The following is a 14,604-nucleotide window of genomic DNA, read 5'->3' on the forward strand; positions in this document are numbered from 1 at the left end:
GACCGTCACTTCGTGCGAAGACCGCGTCCGCGGCGGACGGTCAGGTAGCGGTGGGGTCCTCGTCAGTAGGCTCGGACGCTTCCGTCGGCGGAGCACCGGGCGCACCGCCGAGCAGTCGCGCGGCGTCCGTCCGACCTCGCCGGGTGCCCGTCTGGTAGGAGCTCATCATGCGGCGCACCTGCTCCGGCGGACGTACCACGTCATCGTCGTCGGTCTCGCTGGTCGCTGGGTCGTCGCGCAGTTCGGGGACGATGTTCGCCTGCCGAACCCGGACCGGTAGGCCCGAGTTGGTCCGGTCGGCCTCGGCTCCGGCAGGCGCCGGTCCGCCGTCGAGACCGGGCTCGACGGCGCTGTCTGCGTGCTGGGCACTGTCGGCGGGCTCGACGGCGCTGTCCGTCCGCCGGAACGTGTCGACCGCGGGTAGGCCGGTGGGCACCGTGGGAGCCTCCAGGGCGGGTTGTCCCAGACCACGTCGGGCACGGATCGGCAGATCCGGAGAGGCCGACGTCGTTCGCTGTCGGGTGGGCAGGCCGGCCTCCGCGACATCCCCGTCGGCCTGCTGCGTCGGGGTGCTCTCCGCGGCCAGCGGCGCCTGCGCCACCGGATCCGGGCCAGGTGCCGCCGTGCCCGGCACCTGCGGCGCGGCGGCAAGCGCGACCGGCGCGAGGATGGCCGGACGGCTGCGCTTGTCGGCGTCGAGCGCGGCGGTGCCGCTCGCCGTCGACGGCAGCGCGATGGCCGAGGTGCCGGTCCGCAGTTCGCCGGAGTCCTCCGAGCCGGCGCCGGTCTCGGCGACCAGCTCCCGCGGAATCAGCACGACAGCCGTGGTGCCGCCGTACGCCGATTCCTTGAGCCGGACCCGTACGCCGTGCCGCTCGGTCAGCCGGCTCACCACGTAGAGCCCGAGCCGGGCGGCGTTTGCGAGGTTCAGCTCGGACTGGTCGACGATGCGGTGGTTCGCCGCGGCCAGGTCCTCCTCGCTCATGCCGAGGCCCCGGTCCTCGATCTCCAGGGCGAACCCGTTGGCCACCAGCTGCCCGCGCACCTCCACAGTGGTGTGCGGTGGCGAGAACGACAGGCCGTTCTCGATCAGCTCGGCGAGCAGGTGGATGATGTCGCCGACCGCGCGGCCGGCCAGCGAGACCGGCCCGAGTGGCAACACGTTGACGCGCGTGTAGTCCTCCACCTCGGCGACCGCGCCGCGCACCACGTCGACCATCGGCACGTTGCGCCGCCACGCGCGGCCGGGGGTGGAGCCGGAGAGCACGATCAGGTTTTCCGCGTTGCGCCGCATCCGGGTGGCCAGGTGGTCGACCCGGAACAGGTCCTCCAGCTCCTCGGCGTCGTGCTCGCGCCGCTCCATCGCGTCGAGCAGGGTGAGCTGGCGGTGCACCAACGCCTGGGTACGTCGGGCCAGGCTGAGGAAGACCTCGCGGACGTTGCGCCGCAGGTCGGCCTGCTCGACGGCGGTGCGGATCGCGGTCTCCTGGACCGCGTTGAAGGCCTTGCCGACCTGGCCGATCTCGTCGGTGCCGAATTCCAGGGGTGGCGCCTCGGCGGCCACGTCGACCTCTTCGCCGCGACCGAGCCGCTCGACCACGCCGGGCAGCCGCTCGTTGGCGAGGCGGAAGGCGGCTTCGCGCAGCCGTTCCAGTTGCCGCACCAGGGCGCGGGCGGTGGTGATGGACACGATGATCGACGCGATGACGGCGAGCAGACCGAGACCGGTGGCCAACGCCAGGCGGACGATGACGCCGACCGCGACCGGGGTGGCCCGGTCGACGACCCCGTCACCGCCGGCGAGTACGACGCCACTGATCTCGGTCAGCGCGGGGCCGGTGGTGTCGCTCCACTCCGTCGCGGTGACCGTCGGCCGGCCGGCGCCACTGCCCTCCATGAGCTGGTTTTCGAGGGCGGTCAGCCGGCCGAAGGTGGCACCTGTCGAGATCGCCTCGTAGCGACGCTGATCGGCGGCGGGGAGTCGGACCAGTGCCGAGGCGGCGATGAACTGTCGGGCGCCGACGAACCTGGTGAACTCCGCCCGCTCGGCCGGGGTGATCCGTCCGGCGGCGAGCACGCCGGCCAGCAGCGCGTCCTCCTGGGACAGCAACTCCCGAGACCGGTTGAGGTCGATCAGTGCGGCGGTGTCCTCGGCGACCTGGTCGTCGTCGAGGTTGCCGAGCGCGTCGTAGACCCGGAAGACCGACTCGATGACCCCGGTGAAGGTGGCGAGGGTCTCGGCCCGGTCGATGCTCCGCTCGTCGACCGCCGTACGGATCTTGCCCAGGTCACTCAGCCCGGAGGTGAGAGCCTTCATCCGCTGGTCGAGGGCGTCGCTGCCGAGCGCGCCCACCTGCCAGCTCTCGACGGACTTCTGGAACTCCACCCCGAACTGGTCGGTGCGCGCACGTGTCTCCACCAGGGCGGCGCGTTGGGCTTCGTCGGGGCGACCCAGGTACGCCGACGACAACCGGCGCTCCACCTGAAGTTGGATAAGCAGCGGTTCGAGGGGACCGGCGACCTTGCTGTCGAGGGTCTGCACACCGAGCAGGTTGACCCCGTCCCGGACGGTTACCCAGGCCGTGAAGCCCCAGAGCGCGACGAGCGAGACGAGCAGAGCAACGACCTTGGTACGCAGATTCGTACTGCGGGAACCCATTACACCGTCCCTGACGCGGCCTGTGTGAGTGTTCAGTCAGTAATGCGTCATGCATGCATCGACCCCGGCGCACGCTAGCAGCGTCCGGGGCAAATGCTCAAGCGCCGCGGATCATGTGACCGCCGTACAGGTCCGCAGCGGCGGTCGGTCCACATTGCTGACCAGGTCGTCTCTGGCCACTGCCAGTTGTCGGACGCCGAGTACGGCCGCCCGCACGATCAGCACCGGGGTGTAGAGATCCTTATCATGCCACAGTGGAGGGTGCTCGTGCCGATCGTCCACTTCGGCCAGTTGAGGAAACCCGCGAGCGATCGCCTCCGCCACCCCCGGCCGCACCGATCGACGCGTCCCGAGAAGCACGTGCAGGGCGTACGCGGTCTCCTCCACGGTGCCGGCGAAGCGCCCCCAGGTCCCGTCGGCCCGTTGGCTCGCGACCAGCCAGTCGATAGCGCGGTCCACTGCCGGTCCGGCGATGTCAGCCGGTGCGTACCGGTCGAGGGCCGTCACGACGCACGCTGTGGCGTAGTACGGCGACGCGTGCCAGCGGTCGGCCCAACAGCCGTCGGGCTGTTGCTCGTCGGCGAGCCACCCGGCCAACGCTGGCACCCGGCCGGCGTAGCGGCTCGCCCCCGCCGCAGTGTGCCGGGCGTGCCAGCCGAGCGCCTCCAGCACGTGCGCGTTAGTGGTGACCGACCGGCCGTCCTCCCCCCGCCAGGTGCAGAAGTGGGTGCCGGTGTCGAAAAGCAGCAGGCTGGCCGGGTCCACCGGGTGACCGAGTCGGGCGAGCACGTAGAGCGCGACAGAGGTGGTGTCCGCGTCGGCCGGCAACCCCGGGCCGGTCGCGACGCCCTGCGGCCCGAGGGCGGCGACCAACTCGGCGATGAGCTTCGGCGCCGGCCGCAGCGGCACCCCCGCTCGGACCAGGTTGCTCAGGGTCCAGGCGCGCTCGAACACGGTGATCGGCGTGGTGCAGGGCACCGGTCCGTCGAGCGGACCGACGGCCGCCCGCAGATAGGCGAGCACCTCCGGGTCGGCGCCGGGCGTCGCCGGGTCGCCGAGCCAGGCCGCCGTGGCTGCCGGCGACGCCCCGATGGCCCCGGCGACCGGCGACACGCCGGCGTGCCGGTACGCGGCCGGCCCGAGCACCTCGAAGGCGTGCACCAGTTTCTGCGGCACCGGACGTCCGCTGGCCACCAGCGCGTGGACCGCGTCGATCCGCCGCCGGTCGACACCGGCTATGGCACCGGGCCCGTCGGCGAACCACCGGTCGCCGCGGGCGGCGAAGAACGCGAGCTGGTAGTTGATCCGCTGCACCAGGGCCGGCACGATGAGGTCGGCCGCCGGTGTGTCCGGCAGCGACGTGCCCTGGCCGAGCCAGTCGGCGAGCACACCCAACCCGCGGCCGGCGGCGCTGGCCAGCCCGTCCGGGTCGGCGGCCCGGCCGTCCCGCAGCGTGCCGAGCAGCGCCTCGACCGCGCTCGCCGTCGGCACCACCGCGTAACCGCTGGGACCACCCCAACCGCCGTCGGCGCGCTGGGTGTCCAGCAGATAGCGCAGCCGCCGGTCGTGACCGGTGAGCCACGGCGCGTCGGCGACGACCCGGCCGGTCTCGTACACCGACGGGGTGACCCGGCCGGCCGGTTCGAGCACCATCGCGGAGTGCAGTTCCCGGACCGACGCGGCCACCGCCGGCTCGTGGCGGGCACCGGCGTCCGCCACGGCGGTCACGACACGCCCCAGAAGTCGGTCGACCGGTAGAAGCCCGAGCTGAAGCCGATCTGCCGGGCGAGGTAGTCGGCAGGTACCGGACAGCTGGCGCGCAGCGGTTCGAGCAGCTCGCGGGCCTCGGTCACCAGGTCGGCGATCCGGCGCTCGACGTCGGCCCGTTCCGGCACCAGCATCAACGCGTTGAGATCCCCCCACCGCTTGTCGCGTTCGTAGCTGGCCAGGTCGTTGACGAGTCGCAGGATCCGCTGCACCTGGTCGCTGGCCGCGACGAGCGCGTCGAGGTGGGCGAGGGTGGCGGGGTCGTCGGAGCGGATCCAGTGCACGACGTTGACCACCGTGCAGGCGAGATTGGCCGCGTTGGCCAGGTACTCGTCCAGGGTGGGCATCGCGCCGCTGCCGGCGGCCTGCTTCCAGTCCCACTCCCGCGCCATCGCGTCGAACATCGTCCGCAGCTCGGTGCGCCACACCGCCCCGTGGGTCGCGTACGCGGGCACGGCGGCCAGCTCGTCGCGCAGCTCGGCGAGAAAGCGGCCGAGTGGGTCGTCCGCCGCCGGTGGCCCGCCGTCGGCCACCGCGAGGCAGCTCGCCGTCAACCTGTCGATCTCGGCACGGCTACGCGCCTCGTGGTCGACGAGCCAGTCGACCGCGAAGCCCCAGAGCACGGCCCGGTTCGTGACCCGCAACTGGTCGAGGTCACAGCGGGGTGCCCCGAACGCGATCGCCATCGCGACGTTGCCGAACAGCGCCGGGTCGAACGGTCGCGCCGGAAAGAGATCGGGGTACGCCGCGGCCCGCTCGGCCAGGTCACGTTGGCCCTTCGCGGCGAGGGCACAGATCCGGCCGTGTTCGGCGGCGAGTGCCATCTCGTCGCCACTGGTGGTCGGCAGCGACGGGAGCACTGTGGTCATACCGACGCGCTCCGTACCCGCCGCAGGGTCACCTCGACCCGCTCAAGGGGCCGTAGCGCGGCTGCCACCTTGACCCCGGGCACAGCCTGCCGCTGGAGGCGGAACCGGAAGCGGCTCAGCATGGTGGCCACGATCAGCATCGCCTCCAGATAGAACAGGTGCATGCCGATGCACTGGTGCGGGCCGCCACCGAACGGGAAGTACGCGTACCGGTGCCGGTTGCGGATCTGGTCCGGGTCGAAGCGGTCGGGGTCGAAGACCTCGGGCCGGTCCCAGAACGCGGACATCCGCTGGGTGATCAACGGGCTGACCACGACTGTCGCGCCGGCCTCGATGCGTACTCCGCCGATCACGTCGGCCTTGATCGTGCTGCGGGGAATGAGCCAGCCGATCGGGTAGAGCCGCAGCAACTCGTCGAGCACCTGCCGGGTGTAGCGCAGCTCGCGCAGGTGCTCGCGGCGGACCGGAGCGTCGCCGACCACCCGGTCGATCTCCTCGTACAGCCGCTCGGCGATCTGCTCGTTCTGGGCGATGTGCGGCCAGAGCCAGGTGAGGACGGTGATCGTGGTCTCGGTGGCGGTGGCGATCATGGCGACGGTGTTGTCCCGGACCTGTCGCTCGTCGAGCCGGCCACCATCGGCGGTGCGGCCCCGCCACAGCGTGGCGATGATGTCGTCGCCGTCGGACTCGGCGGTGGTGCGAGCGGCTCGGACGATCGGTAGCAGCATGTCGTCGATGAGTTGCACGGCCTGGTGAAAGGCCCGGTCGCCGGGCATCCGCACGGCCATCGGCGCCCACGGCACGATCAGCCGCGGCATCACCGACGAGGCGATCGCGTCCTGGGCGTCGATGAGGCGCATCGCCTGTGGCACCGTGATCTTGTCGCCGAAGAGGACGTGCGTGATCGCCGAACAGACGATCCGGGCCTGCGCGGTGCCCATGTCGACAGGTTGGCCGGCCCGGGCCGGCTCGTCCAACTCGTCGACGGCCTTCTCGATCGTTTCGGCGATCCCGTCCACAAGCGAGTCGATCCGCCGAGCGGTGAACAACGGTTGGAGTATCTCGCGGCCGTTCTTCCAGTGCTCGCCGTCGCCGAGGATGCTGTCGCCGAACAGCCGCTTCAGGGGACGCCACTGCAGGCCGTCGCCGGCCCGGACATAGTTGTCGGAATTTTCCCTCAGCACCCGCTGCAGATGCTCCGGTCGGGTGACCAGGTAGGGCCGGAACGAGCCCAGACTGAGCTTCACCACCTCGCCCTGCGACCGCTCGCCCACGTCGACCAGGGTGCGGGCCGGATCGCGAAACAGCTTGGGCACCACGTGACGCAGCGGGATCAGGCCCGCTCGTCGTGGCTGAACCGGCACTGGGTGAGGTGCTACCACGGAAACCGACTCTCCCTTGTGGAAACTCGGCGTTGCCGAATGACTCTGCTGAGTGAGGTTTTGTGGAGCATGCCATCGCTCAGCCGTCTACCTCTAGGCGCTTTACGTGAAATTTTCACACACAAGGATTGCGTCGCCGTAAGACCGGCGCGCCGCGACGTTCGCCTACCACAGATCTCGCAGGTGGCGGCGGTCCTGACCACCAGTCGACATTATTGATCTTCGATAGTGACAAACATCACCTTTGAGCCCGCCAATCGGGTCCCTCCCGACGTCGCCGACCCGGTCGGGGACCTGTCCCGCGCCGCGCCACCTGCGCCATGCCGGGCGACCCGGCGGAACCACCGAATCCGGGCGATACCCGCCCCCCTGTGCCAGGCTCTTGTCATGGACGACAAGACCATCCTGAACCGGATCACCGAGCTGGTCGACGAGGAACACAAGCTGCGGGCGGAGGCCCAGGCCCACGAGTCGGGCACCGAGGGCGAGGCGAGCGAGCGGCTGCGCGCCCTGGAGGAGTCCCTCGACCAGTGTTGGGACCTGCTGCGCCGCAGGCGGGCCGCCCGGGAAACCCACGGCGATCCGGACGCGCAGGGCGAACGACCCAAGCCCGAGGTGGAGCGCTACCTCCAGTAACCCCCGGCGGGTCGGGCGGCCGGGCCGCCCGACCCGCTCCGATCAGCGCAGGCCCGCCTCACGCAGCAGCTCGGCGGTCAACGCGCCGGGGTCGACCAGCTCGGCGGGCAGCCCACGGGCCGCGAACCAGGTGCCGACCACCCGTACGTCACGGGCCAGGAACTCCGGCCCCTGCGGGTTCACCACCACGTCGACCACCTGCGGCAGATCGATCACCACCAGCCGACCCTGGTGCACGAGCAGGTTGTACGGCGACAGGTCGCCGTGCGCGTAGCCGGCCCGGGCCAGCACCCGCAGCGCCTCCACCAGCTGCGCCCACAGGTCGCGTAGCTCTGCCGGACCGGGTCGCAGTTGGGCCAGCCGGGGCGCCGCCTCCCCCGACGCGGCATCTCCGACGAACTCGAGCATCAACTCGGTGCCCCGCAGTTGCACCGGGTACGGCACGGCGATCCGGCCGTGCCCGGCGCTGAGCTCCCAGAGCCGGGCCAGAGCGGCGAACTCGGCGGCGGCCCACTGCCCGGCGATCATCTGCCGGCCGAACGCGGTCCGGCCGGCCATGGCCCGGTTCTCCCGGGAGCGGCGCACCCGGCGACCCTCCAGATAGCCGGCGTCGCGGTGGAACAGGCGGTGCTCGGGGTCGCGGTAACGCTTGACCGCCAGCAGACAGGACCGGTCGGTGTCGGGCACGGCCCGCCGGACCAGGTGGACGTCCGCCTCCTTGCCGGTCTTCAGCACACCCAACTCGGTGTCCTTGGCGGCCAACTCGGTGACCAGCCAGCCCGGGTGCGGCTGGGGACCGTGGACGGCATCGTCCCAGGACGACCAGCGTTCGCCGGTGTCCCGGTCCGGCTCGCTGTCCGGATCAGCGGGCGGCTCGGTGTGCCGCCCGCGCTTCAGAAACTGCGGTTCGTCGTCGTCGAAGCGGCTCTTGCCGCGGCTCCGGCGCTCCAGCGCCGGAAGGTCGTGATCGCGCACTGTGGTGAGGTTCCCTTGATCGAGACTGAAAGAGGCGGCTGGAAGCGACAGGCGAAGACGGCCATGACCGACCCCCTCTTTTCTCGACCGGGCACACACCCGGGTTGCACCATGCGCCGACAATGCTCACCGCGACCCGTCCCAGGGTCAATCGAATTACCGCAGCTACGCGCCGATCCGGCGGGAAGGTCAGCGGGCGAGAACGGTGGCGACCGCGGCGATCAGGCCGTCCGCGGTGCGGCTGGGCGCGAACCGGGTGTCCGACCAGGTGCGCCCCCGGTGCAGCCAGACGCTTGGCAGCCCGACCGCTGCGGCGCCACCGATGTCCGCCTCCGGGCTGTCACCGACCACCCAGGCGCCGCGCAGCGGCATCCGGACCCGCTGGGCGGCGAGCGCGAAGATCCGCGGGTTGGGCTTGCTGACCCCGCACTCCTCGGAGATCACCCAGTCCGCGACGTAGCGGTCCAGGCCGGTCCGGCGAATCTTGGCGTCGTCGACACGTACCGTGCCGTTGCACACCACCACCGGCACCCAGCCGGCGTCGTCGGCGATCCGCAGCGCGCAGGCGGTCAGCGGGTCCAGCCGGGTCTGCTCCACCACCCCGTCGTGCAGCTCCTCCACCAGGTCGATCGACGGGACGCGCAGCTCGTAGCGGTCCCGGATGGCGTCGGCGAGATCCCAACGGTCGGTGAGCCCGTCGGCGTCGATCGAGACCAGCCAGTCGATGTCGGTGGGGGGCGCGCCGATGCCGTCCAGGAAGCGCTCACCCCAGCGGCGGAACGGCCCGGCCCGGTCCAGCAGGGTGTTGTCCAGGTCCAGCAGGAGCAGTGGCACTCGGGCACCCTACGGGACCGACGTGTCCGCCAACAGATGCAGCGGGTACCGACCTGACGATGTGCTCAGCCGGACATCGACGACCGGGGGCCGCCCTGGTCCGCGAGCCGATCGGCGAGCATCGAATGAGCCGACCGGGTGGCCGCGAGCACCGCCGGGTCCAGCGTCGCCACCAGCACCGCCGTGCCGTCGTCGGCACCCCGCTCCAGCACCCGGCCCTGCGGGTCGTAGATCGCCGCGCCGCCGTTGAACCGCCACGGGTCGACGCCGCCTACCGCGTTGGCGAAGACCACGAACATCGTGTTGTCCAGGGCCCGCGCGGCGTAGTAGAGGTCCCTGCGGTGCTCGGAGCCGGCCAGGTATCCGCTGGGGCACAGGTAACCGTGCGCGCCGTCGAGGGCGGCGGCCCGGCCGTGCTCCGGGAAACATCCGTCGTAACAGATGCCCAGGCCGAGCCGCCAGTCGTCGACGAGCAGCGTGGCACCCCGGTCGCCGGCGCTGAACAGCTCCCGTTCGTCGCCCCACAACTGCTGCTTGTCGTAGCCGACCCGGACCACACCGGACCGGTCGACCACGAGCGCGGCGATGGTCCGCTGCCCGTGCGGATGCCGGGCGGCGGCACCGACAAGCACTGTGACGCCGGCCTCGCGCGCCGCGGCGCGCAGCGGGTCGAGCCGGGGATCCGCGACGCCACCGGCCGGATCGGCCGCGACGTCCGTGCCGGCCGGGTCGGCGGCGAGGGTCGGCGGGTGGTACGCGCAGAGGAACAGCTCCGGCAGCACGGCCACCCGGGCGCCCCGATCGGCGGCTCGGCGCACCAGTTCGGCGGCGGCGACTGCGTTTCCGGCGACGTCTCCCGGCGTGGGTGTGGCCTGGATGGCGGCCACGGTCAGCGGGGCGGTGGGCACGGTGCGGGGCGGGGTCACCGGGCGATGGTAGACGGCGACATTCCAAGCCGTACGTACGGTTTGCATGCCCGGGGGTGACCTGCGACGATCTGGTCGTGCCCAGAGTAAGCCAGGACCAGCTCGACGCGCGCCGGCAGGAGATCCTCGCCGCCGCACGGGCGTGTTTCGCCCGGCTCGGCTACGAGGGAGCGACAGTACGCCGCCTCGAGGAGGCCACCGGCCTGTCCCGGGGGGCCATCTTCCACCACTTCCGGGACAAGGACTCGCTCTTCCTGGCCGTCGCCGAGGACGATGCCGCGGCCATGGTCGAGACGGTGGCCCGCAACGGTCTGGTGCAGGTGATGCGCGACCTGCTGGCCCGCGCCGTCTCGCCGGACACCACCGGCTGGCTGGGCAGCCAACTGGAGGTCTCCCGCCGGCTGCGCACCGACCCGGCGTTCGCCAAGCGCTGGGCCGAGCGGTCCGCGGCGATCGCCGAGGCCACCCGCGACCGGTTGGCCCGCCAGCGTGACGCGGGGGTGCTGCGCGAGGACGTCCCGATCGACGTGCTGGCCCAGTTCCTGGAGCTGGCCTACGACGGCCTGGTGCTGCACCTGGCGATGGGCCGACCCGCCGACGAGATGGGCCCGGTGCTCGACCTCGTGGAGGAGGCGGTCCGCCGGCACTGAGCCCACTGGCTGCGGTCTGTCGAGCGTGGCGACGCTGCTCCACAATGGGGCCGCGGATCCCTCCGGTGACAGGAGCAGTCGATGATCGTTCACGCCGCGTCCGGCGACACCTGGGGCATCCCCGGCCCGACCTTCCTCCGCTTCTACCTGGTGGCGACCGCCGTGGTGGTGGCCGTCGCGGTGTACTACCGGATCCGGCTGGCGGCCGGGTCGAACGCCGCCACGACCGCTGATCCGCTCGGACCGCAGCAGGTCGCATACCTCAACGGTGGGCCCCGGCTCGCCGTACACGCCGCACTCGGCGGCCTGCGCGGCAGCGGCGCGATCGGTGTGCGACCGGACCGTCGACTGACCACCGTCGGTGCCGCGCCGACCGGCCTCACCCCACTGGACCAGGCCGTCCACTGGGCCGCGCACCAGCACGCCCGGGTCGGGGACCTACCGCGGGACGAGCGCGTACGCGGCGCGCTGCAGCAGCTCCGCGACGGCCTGGAGCAGCGGGGCCTGCTGACCGACGACGCGCAACGGGCGCGGGCCCGGTTCTGGACCACGATCCTGATCGCCCTGCTGGGCCTCGGTGTGCTCCGGCTCGTCTCCGGTCTGTTCAGCGGTCACCCGGTCGGTTACCTGCTGCTGACCCTTGTCGCGCTCCTGATCGTCACGCTCGTCCTGCGCCGGCCACCCGTGCTCACCCGGGCCGGTCGGGCCGCGCTGCGCGCCGTGCGCCGCGAGCACACCCACCTCGCCCCGGCGTCCGCGCCGGCCTACGCCACCTACGGGGCGGCCGGTGCGGCGATGGGTGTGGCCCTGTACGGCACCGCCTCGCTCTGGGCACTCGACCCGGGCTTCGCCGAGCAGGCCGAGATCCAACGTCAGGCCGCCGCCAGCAGCGGCTGGAGCGGCGGCTCCGACGGATCCTCGGGCGGTGGCGACAGCTCCGGTGGCAGCTCCTGCGGCGGCGGCAGCTCGTGCGGCGGCGGGGGCGGATGCGGCGGCGGGGGGTGCGGCGGATGACCGGGCCGACCGGGGTGGGCATCGGCTGGCGTCCGGAGATCGCCGGTTTCGTGGCCGAGCTGCCCGGGCTGCGCTTCGTCGAGGTGGTGGCCGAGGCGGTGCCCGCGTCCGGGCCGCTCCCGGCCGGGCTGGCCCGGCTGCGCGAGCGCGCGGTCACCGTCGTACCGCATGGGGTGCGGCTCTCCCTGGGCGGCGCGGAGCCGGTCGACCCGGCCCGGGTCGCCCACCTGGCCGCTGTCGCGCACCGGGTGGACGCGCCGCTGGTCAGCGAGCACATCGCGTTCGTCCGAGCGGGCGGCCTGGAGGCCGGCCACCTGCTGCCGCTGCCACGCAGCCGGGAGGCGGTCGCCGCGGTCTGCGCCAACGTGGCGCGGGTCCAGGCCGAGCTGCCGGTGCCGATCGCGCTGGAACCGATCGCCGCGCTTGTCGACTGGCCCGACGACGAGTTGGACGAGGCGGACTTCCTCACCGAGATCCTCGACCGGACCGGCGCTCTGTTGCTGCTGGACGTGGCGAACGTGCACGCCAACGCCCGCAACCGGGGCACCGACCCGCTGGCGTTGCTGGACCGGTTGCCGCTGGAGCGGGTCGTGTACGCCCACGTGGCCGGCGGCGCGGAGCACTGCGGCTTCTACCACGACACCCACACCGACCCGGTGTCGGCGGCGGTGCTGGAGCTGGTCGAGGCGCTCTGCGCCCGACGGCGTCCACCGGCGCTGCTGTTGGAACGCGACGGCCACTACCCACCGGCCGCCGAGCTGCGCGCCGAACTGGACGCCCTGGCCGCCGCCGCCGACTTCCCGGCCGTGACATGACCAGCGCCGATCCCCGCCCGGGGCTCGCCGAACGGCAGGCTGAACTGGTCGCGGCGCTGGTCGCCGGCGGGTCCCCACCGCCGGGATTCGCCCCGGCCCCACTGGCCGCCACCCGGGCCGCGTTGCTGCGCAAGCGGGCCGGCGACGTGGCCCGGCACTGGCCGCTGCTCGCCGCCGGCCTCGGTGCTGGCTGGTCGACGACCTTCGCCGAGTGGGCCGCCCGGCGACCCACCGCCGGGTCACTGCGCGACGGTTGGGACCTGGCCCGGTCGCTGCGCGACAAAGACGCACTCCCCCCGCCGGCCGCCGAGGAGCTGGCCGTCCGGGAGGCACGCCTGCGCTACGACGGGCGGCGAACGCCGCGCCCACGCCGGATGCCGGCGGTGGGCCGCGCCGGCGGAGCGGTGGCGGTGCAGATCGCCGGCCGGGTACGCCTGTTACGCCCCGCCCCGCGCCCATCGACGGTGGCCTCGGTTGGTGGCGACGACGTGCCGGATGCGGCAGGATCGACCTTATGGATCTAGGGCTGTCCGACCACGTGTACATCCTCACCGGAGCATCCCGCGGCCTGGGCTTCGCGACAGCGCAGTGCCTGGTCGCCGATGGGGCACGGGTGGTCCTGTCGGCCCGCAACCCGGACGCCGTGGCCGCCGCCGCGGCGCAGCTCGGCGGCCCGGAGCGCGCCGTCGGGCTGACCGCCGACCTGGCCGACCCGCAGGCGCCGGGGCAGCTCGTCGCCGCCGCCCAGGAGCACTTCGGCCGGCTCGACGGCGCGCTGATCTCGGTCGGCGGGCCACCGGCGGGCAACGCCGCGGCGATCACCGACGAGCAGTGGCGGCAATCCTTCGAGACCGTCTTTCTGGGCAGCGTCCGGGCGGTCCGCACGGTCGCCGCCGCGCTGCCCGAGGGCGGCGCGATCGGGTTGGTGCTCTCCACCTCGGCGCGTGGTCCGGTGCCTGGTCTCGGCATCTCCAACGGTCTGCGGCCCGGTCTGGTCGGCGCCGCCAAGGACATCGCCGACGACTACGGCCCGCGCGGCGTCCGCGTGGTCGGGCTGCTGCCCGGCCGGATCCTGACCGACCGCAACCGGGAGCTGTTCGCCGCCACCGGTGACCCCGAGCGCGCCCACGCCGAGGCCGAGGCCAGCATCCCGCTGCGCCGCCTCGGCGACCCGGCCGAGTTCGGCCGGGTCGCCGCGTTCGTGCTCTCCCCCGCCGCGAGCTACCTCACCGGGATCACAGTGCCGGTCGACGGCGGCGCGCTCCGCGGGCTGTGACCTCCGACGGGGGCCGACCGGCCCGTGCCGTGACGCCGCCCGAGCGGGCTCAGCCCGACCACCCGGTCGTTGATCGACTCGGCCTTGCCGTTGATCGACTCGGCCTTCAGGAAACCGGGCGGTCGACGCGACCAGGACACCCCGACTTCCAGGAACCCGAGTCGATCAGCGCGCGGCGCACCGGACGGCCGCCGGGACCCGGGGACCGGGCCGATCGTCACCCGACGGTGACGCCCCGGACAGCCCGTCCGACCCGGGCAGAGCTGGCCGCGGCCGCTGACCTGACGATCCCCGACGTCCTCGCGCCGGGGTTGGCGGTGCTCTTCGTCGGCATCAACCCCGGCCTCTGGTCGGCCGCCACCGGCTGGCACTTCGCCCGACCCGGCAACCGGTTCTGGCCCGCGCTGCACCGGGGCGGGTTCACCCCCCGGCTGCTGCACCCCAGCGAACAGGACGAGCTGCCCGCACTCGGGCTCGGCATCACCAACATGGCCGCCCGGGCCAGTGCCCGCGCGGACGAGCTGAGCAGCGAGGAACTCCTCGACGGTGCCGCGATCCTGACCGACAAGGTGGACCGCTACCAGCCGCGCTGGGTGGCGGTGGTGGGGGTGACCGCGTACCGGATCGGTTTTCAGCGGCCGAAAGCCACCTTCGGGCCGCAGCCGGGATCACTGGCCGGCGCCCGGCTGTGGGTGCTGCCCAACCCCAGCGGCCTGAACGCGCACTTCACCCCGGTCACGCTGGGTGTGGCGTTCGCCGAGCTGCGGGTGGCGACCGGCCTGCCGGAACGGCGCTGATCGA

The 14,604-nt window shown here is 72.8% G+C and carries 14 protein-coding genes; 7 read left to right on the forward strand and 7 right to left on the reverse strand.

The window, feature by feature from the left end:
• Window positions 1–40: 40 nt before the first annotated feature.
• From AB0B86_RS27575 to AB0B86_RS27590, 4 genes are all read right to left on the reverse strand, one after another.
• Window positions 41–2,659: a nitrate- and nitrite sensing domain-containing protein gene (locus AB0B86_RS27575; protein WP_357408911.1), complete on the reverse strand. Its 2,619-nt coding sequence runs from the start codon at window positions 2,657–2,659 to the stop codon at window positions 41–43.
• 111 nt (window positions 2,660–2,770) lie between these two features.
• Entirely contained in the window at window positions 2,771–4,387 is a 1,617-nt protein-coding gene (locus AB0B86_RS27580; RefSeq protein WP_357420104.1) for a prenyltransferase/squalene oxidase repeat-containing protein, read from the reverse strand.
• Window positions 4,384–5,295 carry a terpene synthase family protein gene (locus tag AB0B86_RS27585; protein ID WP_357408915.1) on the reverse strand — a complete coding sequence of 304 codons (912 nt, stop codon included), beginning with the start codon at window positions 5,293–5,295 and terminating at the stop codon, window positions 4,384–4,386. Before AB0B86_RS27585 ends, AB0B86_RS27580 begins: the two co-directional genes overlap by 4 nt.
• A complete protein-coding gene (locus AB0B86_RS27590; RefSeq protein ID WP_357408917.1) occupies window positions 5,292–6,611 on the reverse strand; it encodes a cytochrome P450 in 1,320 nt (439 codons plus the stop codon). Before AB0B86_RS27590 ends, AB0B86_RS27585 begins: the two co-directional genes overlap by 4 nt.
• A 453-nt stretch (window positions 6,612–7,064) precedes the next feature.
• Here AB0B86_RS27590 and AB0B86_RS27595 point away from each other — a divergent pair, with 453 nt between their 5' ends.
• Window positions 7,065–7,313, forward strand: coding sequence for a DUF2630 family protein (locus AB0B86_RS27595; protein ID WP_357408919.1), 249 nt, complete (start codon window positions 7,065–7,067; stop codon window positions 7,311–7,313).
• A gap of 42 nt (window positions 7,314–7,355) precedes the next feature.
• On the opposite strand, the gene AB0B86_RS27600 is transcribed toward AB0B86_RS27595, so the two are convergent.
• From AB0B86_RS27600 to AB0B86_RS27610, 3 genes are all read right to left on the reverse strand, one after another.
• Window positions 7,356–8,288: an RIO1 family regulatory kinase/ATPase gene (locus AB0B86_RS27600; RefSeq protein WP_357420105.1), complete on the reverse strand. Its 933-nt coding sequence runs from the start codon at window positions 8,286–8,288 to the stop codon at window positions 7,356–7,358.
• 189 nt (window positions 8,289–8,477) lie between these two features.
• A complete protein-coding gene (locus AB0B86_RS27605; RefSeq protein WP_357408924.1) occupies window positions 8,478–9,122 on the reverse strand; it encodes an HAD family hydrolase in 645 nt (214 codons plus the stop codon).
• A 65-nt stretch (window positions 9,123–9,187) separates the two neighbouring features.
• On the reverse strand, window positions 9,188–10,048 hold the full coding sequence (locus tag AB0B86_RS27610; protein ID WP_357408926.1) for a carbon-nitrogen hydrolase family protein: 861 nt from the start codon (window positions 10,046–10,048) through the stop codon (window positions 9,188–9,190).
• 77 nt (window positions 10,049–10,125) lie between these two features.
• Here AB0B86_RS27610 and AB0B86_RS27615 point away from each other — a divergent pair, with 77 nt between their 5' ends.
• The 6 genes from AB0B86_RS27615 to mug all read left to right on the forward strand — a co-directional run bounded on the left by AB0B86_RS27615 (window position 10,126) and on the right by mug (window position 14,600).
• The gene (locus AB0B86_RS27615) at window positions 10,126–10,698 is read left to right on the forward strand and encodes a helix-turn-helix domain-containing protein (protein ID WP_357408928.1); all 573 of its coding nucleotides are present in this window, start codon (window positions 10,126–10,128) and stop codon (window positions 10,696–10,698) included.
• An 81-nt stretch (window positions 10,699–10,779) separates the two neighbouring features.
• Entirely contained in the window at window positions 10,780–11,712 is a 933-nt protein-coding gene (locus AB0B86_RS27620; protein WP_357420106.1) for a TIGR04222 domain-containing membrane protein, read from the forward strand.
• On the forward strand, window positions 11,709–12,527 hold the full coding sequence (locus tag AB0B86_RS27625; protein WP_357420107.1) for a DUF692 domain-containing protein: 819 nt from the start codon (window positions 11,709–11,711) through the stop codon (window positions 12,525–12,527). The genes AB0B86_RS27620 and AB0B86_RS27625 overlap by 4 nt, the downstream gene beginning before the upstream one ends.
• Window positions 12,524–13,051 (forward strand): hypothetical protein, encoded by a 528-nt coding sequence (locus tag AB0B86_RS27630; protein ID WP_357408934.1) that lies wholly within the window; start codon window positions 12,524–12,526, stop codon window positions 13,049–13,051. Before AB0B86_RS27625 ends, AB0B86_RS27630 begins: the two co-directional genes overlap by 4 nt.
• A complete protein-coding gene (locus AB0B86_RS27635; protein WP_357408936.1) occupies window positions 13,042–13,803 on the forward strand; it encodes an SDR family oxidoreductase in 762 nt (253 codons plus the stop codon). Before AB0B86_RS27630 ends, AB0B86_RS27635 begins: the two co-directional genes overlap by 10 nt.
• Window positions 13,804–14,030: 227 nt before the next feature.
• Window positions 14,031–14,600: a G/U mismatch-specific DNA glycosylase gene (mug, locus tag AB0B86_RS27640; protein WP_357420108.1), complete on the forward strand. Its 570-nt coding sequence runs from the start codon at window positions 14,031–14,033 to the stop codon at window positions 14,598–14,600.
• Window positions 14,601–14,604: the final 4 nt, after the last annotated feature.

This window comes from Micromonospora sp. NPDC049047, from assembly GCF_040649135.1.
Classification (GTDB): Bacteria; Actinomycetota; Actinomycetes; order Mycobacteriales; family Micromonosporaceae; genus Micromonospora.

Excerpts from the sequence above, each read along its gene's own strand:
- AB0B86_RS27575 (WP_357408911.1), bottom strand. The coding sequence starts at position 2,659 with ATGGGTTCCCGCAGTACGAATCTGCGTACCAAGGTCGTTGCTCTGCTC.
- AB0B86_RS27625 (WP_357420107.1), top strand. The coding sequence starts at position 11,709 with ATGACCGGGCCGACCGGGGTGGGCATCGGCTGGCGTCCGGAGATCGCC.
- AB0B86_RS27620 (WP_357420106.1), top strand. The coding sequence starts at position 10,780 with ATGATCGTTCACGCCGCGTCCGGCGACACCTGGGGCATCCCCGGCCCG.
- AB0B86_RS27585 (WP_357408915.1), bottom strand. The coding sequence starts at position 5,295 with ATGACCACAGTGCTCCCGTCGCTGCCGACCACCAGTGGCGACGAGATG.
- AB0B86_RS27635 (WP_357408936.1), top strand. The coding sequence starts at position 13,042 with ATGGATCTAGGGCTGTCCGACCACGTGTACATCCTCACCGGAGCATCC.
- AB0B86_RS27630 (WP_357408934.1), top strand. The coding sequence starts at position 12,524 with ATGACCAGCGCCGATCCCCGCCCGGGGCTCGCCGAACGGCAGGCTGAA.
- AB0B86_RS27595 (WP_357408919.1), top strand. The coding sequence starts at position 7,065 with ATGGACGACAAGACCATCCTGAACCGGATCACCGAGCTGGTCGACGAG.